The 5,082-nt window shown below is 60.2% G+C and carries 3 protein-coding genes and 2 pseudogenes; 3 read left to right on the top strand and 2 right to left on the bottom strand.

Going from position 1 to position 5,082, the window contains the following annotated elements:
- Positions 1-389: 389 nt before the first annotated feature.
- A pseudogene (locus tag XpopCFBP1817_RS19480) lies at positions 390-878 on the top strand (glycosyltransferase family 2 protein); the annotation flags it as partial.
- Between the two features lie 537 nt (positions 879-1,415).
- Here XpopCFBP1817_RS19480 and XpopCFBP1817_RS19470 read toward each other — a convergent pair.
- Together XpopCFBP1817_RS19470 and XpopCFBP1817_RS19465 are read right to left on the bottom strand one after the other, a co-directional pair.
- Positions 1,416-2,144: a UTRA domain-containing protein gene (locus XpopCFBP1817_RS19470; RefSeq protein ID WP_128418349.1), complete on the bottom strand. Its 729-nt coding sequence runs from the start codon at positions 2,142-2,144 to the stop codon at positions 1,416-1,418.
- Positions 2,145-2,249: 105 nt separating this feature from the next.
- Positions 2,250-2,366 (bottom strand): annotated as a pseudogene (locus XpopCFBP1817_RS19465) (nicotinamide riboside transporter PnuC); the annotation flags it as partial.
- Positions 2,367-2,611: 245 nt separating this feature from the next.
- Between XpopCFBP1817_RS19465 and XpopCFBP1817_RS19460 the strand changes: the two are divergent.
- Positions 2,612-3,046 carry a TnsA endonuclease N-terminal domain-containing protein gene (locus XpopCFBP1817_RS19460; RefSeq protein WP_158251329.1) on the top strand — a complete coding sequence of 145 codons (435 nt, stop codon included), beginning with the start codon at positions 2,612-2,614 and terminating at the stop codon, positions 3,044-3,046.
- Positions 3,047-3,287: 241 nt separating this feature from the next.
- The gene (locus tag XpopCFBP1817_RS19455; RefSeq protein WP_128418347.1) at positions 3,288-5,027 is read left to right on the top strand and encodes a Mu transposase C-terminal domain-containing protein; all 1,740 of its coding nucleotides are present in this window, start codon (positions 3,288-3,290) and stop codon (positions 5,025-5,027) included.
- The last annotated feature ends 55 nt before the right edge of the window (positions 5,028-5,082 follow it).

The raw sequence follows: 5,082 nt of genomic DNA, 5'->3' as shown, positions 1-5,082 counted from the left end.
GATCGCTGATTTTTTGAAGGTATGGTCATCATCCAGTGCGTGTCACCACGGCTACGACTTGGTTGTTCGAGGTTCCCTTATGCCGCTTCAGCAAGTGTGAATTGTACAAAGCCTGGTGAATTCATTCCGGTAGTGGTTGTCTTTACTTTCTCATGGGCAACTGATCCCTTATTTGATAAGGGTTTAACGGAAAGTAACGCAATCGATACCGCAGTGATTCGTGCTGAGGCTGCGGCCGTGGCTGAAGGATATTCTCAGTGTGTGCTGAAGGGTTATAGCAGCTGGAAGCCTCAGCCTACTCTTCCGAGTTGGGCGGCCAGTGCGGTTGTTGATTGTAAGAAGAGTGTAAGCGGCATTCAGCCCTAGTCGCAGATTGATTGGCCACATTTTTCGCACGCGATGCCGCGATCGCCACCGCCACTCCGTGGAGCAATGTGGGCGAAGCCTGCAGCTGGCCACGCCTGGGCGAACTCAACCCCATGCCCATCGCGCCGGACCGGCTTGCCGCCGCCTGCGCCGCAATGCCACCGCTGCACCCGGAACTACCGTCGGCCACCGGCCACGCAGTGCTGCTGCGCGGCAGTGCGCGGCGCAAGGCCGGTGGTCTGGATGCCAGCAGTTACGGCTCGTGGTACGCCGCACTGGTCGATCTGAGCCTGCGCATGGGCGGGCTGGGATGGCGCAACGTCCTGTGCGAAACCGCCTTCGTCGCCTCGCCGCACGAAGGCCGCCCGGCCGATGGCGACATGGATGCACTGGCCACCCGCTGGCCGGCTTGGCATGCGCGCCTAGCCAATTTCCTGATGCACGACCCGCTGCGCGCGCAGCGCGATCAACTCGCACAATTGCTGGCCGAGTTGCCGCCGCCGGATCCATAGCGCACGCTATTTGACGCGTAGAGCAGCTGCCAATGCGGCATGCTCACCGCCAGGCGGGCGCGGCCGGTGTTCGGTGCACTCGTACAGTGCCGTTTCTTGAGCGCTGTCCTATACAACCTGACGACTGCTCGCCGTGCGGTGAGTGCAGTGGCTTTGTCGGCCGTATTTTGGTGGATGCTATCGGAAGTCCAGGTCAAACGCCGAGTGGGTGTAGGGCGCGGTGCCCTCACCGCTCGCGGGACACGCCGTGAACCCTTCCCTGGGGGCTCGATGGCGGCATCCATGCCGCCAACGGTCCCGCAATCGGCGAGGACACCGCACCAGATAGTTTGCTGGTTGCTTTGAGAAGAGCTACGCGCACCGACGATCTCTACTGGTCCTTGCCCGCCCGCCGTCGCGGGACCTTACGCGGCATGGATGCCGCGTAAGAGCTGACAAGGACGTACTTGCAGCGTGTCCCGCGATGGTGGGCGGGCAAGGGCCCTGCAGCCAGGCCGCAGTGCAGTGACTGACGTGACGTAGTCTTGTTAGCCGCTTTTAAGAAGCAGAGCGCGTCGGCGCCTCGGTGCGTACCACCACATCCAGTGCGTCGTGACGCCAGGATTCGATATCCAGTTCCACCGCGCGGCCGTCTTCGGCAAAGCTGATCAGCTGTAGCCGGAAGCACGGCGTGCCGGTGGTGGATTGCAACAACATGGCTTGCGTGGCATCCAGGCCGGCCGGGTGCATCGACACCTGTGCGCGGCTCAAAAACAGCCCCAGTTTCTGATTGAACACGCTCGACAGCGAACCGGCCAGATCGTGGTCGAGCAGGCCGGGTGCCCACGCGGCCAGCACCACATTGGTTTCAAGCAATACCGCGCGTCGGTCGATCCAGCGCCGGCGTTGCAGCACGAACACCTCTTCATAGGGCGTATCCAGCCGCAGCGCTGCGGCGTAGGCAGCACCGGCAGCCTGCCGGGTGGCACTCAACAGCTCGGTGCGTGGCTTGCGCCCTTGTGCGGCCACGTACTGCATGAAGCCGGCGATGCTGGTGGGGTCGTAGCGCACGCGCGGTGCGCTGACGAACCACCCACGACGGTTTTCGCGGTAAATGCGGCCCTGCGCTTCCAGCTGCTGCAAGGCCTCGCGCAAGGTGATGCGGGTGCAGGCGAAGCGCTCGGCAAGCTCGCGCTCTACGGGCAGGCGCTGGTCCGGGCCCCACTCGCCGTCGGCGATCTGCGCGGAAATGATTTCGGTGATGGCGTGTTGGCGTGACGCGCTCATGCGGCGATCCACCGATGACGGACGCAGCGCATGTGCAGGGCAGTGTGATGAAAGAGATGCATGCTGCGATGGTAAAGAATAACGCGCCCGCAAACCGCACGTGGCTCAGGCAATGCCTGCCAAATTCTGGTTCTGCTGGGTTTTCCAGCTACGCCACCCATATACCGCCAGCAGCACGAAGCCTGCGTAGAGCAGGGCAGTGGGGTACAGCCCCTTTGACAATTGGCAGAGTCTTTGCAACCGTATAGCCCACTCTCAAATGCTTGGGCTGCAAGATGCGAGCGAAGGTATTGCAACCCACTGGCAAAGTTGGTGACACTAGGTTCGAATTCGATCCAAGTGACGCCACTGGGTTCCCAAGACGCTTGCCGCCCGCTCGAAAAATTGGCCTCGGCCGCCGTGCACTCACCGGTCTAATCCCTAGCCAGAAGCTGTCCGAAGGGGCGTCAGCGCGCTTCGAATCCTCGTTGGAGCGGGATTTCTTTGCGCTTTTAGAGTTCAGCAATGACGTAGCAGGGTGGGATCCACAGCCCGTGCGGATTCCCGTTCCCGACGGGCGTCCGTATGTGCCAGATGTGCTCGTGCATTGGCTGGGCTCCGACCGCTCTCTAGCAGGTGGCCGAACGGTCCTCTACGAAGTGAAGTATCGGGAGGAGCTACGCCGTAAGTGGGAGGAATTGCGTCCTCGGTACCGTGCGGCGACCCGATACGCACGCGAACGCGGTTGGCAATTCCGCTTCATCACCGAGGATCGCATTCGGACCCAATCGCTGTTCAACGCGAAATTCCTGCTCCCTTACCTGAGCGATCCCCCCAATAGCCAAGATGCTCTCCAGCTGCTGCACGCCATTGAAGTGCTAGGGGAGACCACGCCAGCCAGCCTCCTTGAGGCCTGTTCCTAGGATCCGTGGGTTCGCGGACGACTTGTGACGACACTCTGGCGTTTGGTTGCGGACCGGACTATCGCGACTGATCTCACAAGCAAGCTGACAATGACTTCGGTGATTTGGTGTGACTGCTAACGTTCTGACTCCTTTGACCGTCGGATCAACGGTCCGTCTAGATGGCGCCGAGTACCGGCTACGCCACTTTGTCGACCTTGGGACCGTGCTAGGAGAGGCGGACGACGGGAGACTTGTGCGCTTGGAGGTCGGTCGTCTGCTTGAAGAGATGCGCCGAGGGGACGATGAGGCTGACGAGTGCTCTGTCGAGAGTTCCGGTTTTGAGGCGCTGAGCCAAGAGGCTTGGGCAGAAGCTCAACGCCGCGCGGCCGTGCTTGCACCGTTGATCAACATGGACAGGCCAAGCAAGACATTAGTTGCTGAGGCAGGCAGCCACCTGGGCGTAGATGTGGTCACGGTCTATCGGTGGCTCAAACGTTGGCGACGTGAAGGCAGTATCAGCGCGCTTGCCCCTCAACCCTCGAACGGAGGGCGAGGCAAGAGCAGGCTGCGCCCTGAAGTCGAGGCCGTTCTTGCTCAGAGCATCCAGGAGTTGTTCTTAACCCAGCAACGGCTGAAGCCATCTCGGCTGATGCAAGACGTCCGCATGCGGTGTCGGCGCATGGACCTGGAGCCACCCAACGAAAGCACGTTGCGAAGGCGTATCGCCAGTCTGGCTGAGAAGCAGGTTGTCGAAAAGCGCATGGGTCGCAAAGCAGCCAAGGACCGATTCGACGCCCGCCCAGGGCGCTTTGAGGGTGCGGATTGGCCTAACGCGGTCTGGCAAATTGATCACACGCCAATGGACGTGGTGATCGTCGACGACGTGTACCGCCGCCATATCGGACGCCCTTGGCTGACGTTAGCTATCGACGTGTACTCCCGTTGCGTCGCCGGCTTCCATCTGTCGCTCGACAAGCCCAGTGAAGTGTCGGTAGGCATGTGCTTGGTGCATGGCATGCTCAACAAAGAAGGCTGGCTGGCGAAAATGGGCATCCCATCGCCGTGGCCTATATATGGCCGCCCAGACACTGTCCATGCCGACAACGGAAAGGAATTCCACGGTGAGATGATCAGTCGCGCCTCCGCTGCCTACGGCTTCCGCCTGGAATGGCGAATGGTGGCGACCCCGCACTGGGGAGGTCACATCGAGCGCCTAATTGGCACAACCAATGCCGAGATCCAAACGATCCCGGGCACAACATTTGCCAACGTTGCTGCGCGAGGCAAGTACAAGCCACATGAAGAGGCCATCATGACTTTCGCTGAGTGCGAACGGTATGTCGCCGAATACATCTGTGGCATCTATCACCAGGCAGTCCATTCAAGCCTCAAGCGGCCACCAATCAAACAGTTTGAGGCTGGTGTGCTAGGTGACGGTACGACGCCGGCGCGTGGTCTACCTGCGCCAATTGCGGACCCCAAAAGGCTGCGCTTGGACTTCATGCCTGTGCTGAAGCGCACGGTTCAAGCCTACGGCCTGGCGATCGACGGCATCCGTTACTACGATCCTGTTTTAGATCCATGGGTCGGACGGCGCGATCCCAAGACCAAGAAGCCACTGAGTTTTTTAGTACGACGGGATCCTCGGGATATCAGCGTGGTTTGGTTTCTCGATCCCGATACTGATCAGTACTACGCAGTGCCCTACAGGAATTTGGCGTGGCCCCACATGACGCTATGGGAACTGCGCGAAATCCGTGTGCAGCTCAAGCGAGAAGGTCGCGCCGAGGTAGATGAGGACCTGATCTTCGAGACCTATGAGCGGCTGACGAAGCTCAAAGAGGATGCTCAGGCAAGCACCGTGAAAGCCCGCATGGCGATGCAAAAGCAGCGAGAGCGCAGCCGGCGTCGATCGATTGAAGAAGCACAGTCCGGTACCCAAGTCCGCAAAGTTTTGCCTTTGCCTGCTGAAGAAGGGGTTCAGCCGACATACGTGTAAAAATGACTCACAAGCTCGGATTTAACCCATTGCATCAGTGAGTTAGCGGATATTT

This window comes from Xanthomonas populi (assembly GCF_002940065.1).
Lineage (GTDB): Bacteria > Pseudomonadota > Gammaproteobacteria > Xanthomonadales > Xanthomonadaceae > Xanthomonas > Xanthomonas populi.
Note: the sequence above shows the minus strand (reverse complement) of the source record. Positions and strands in the feature narration are given on the sequence as shown.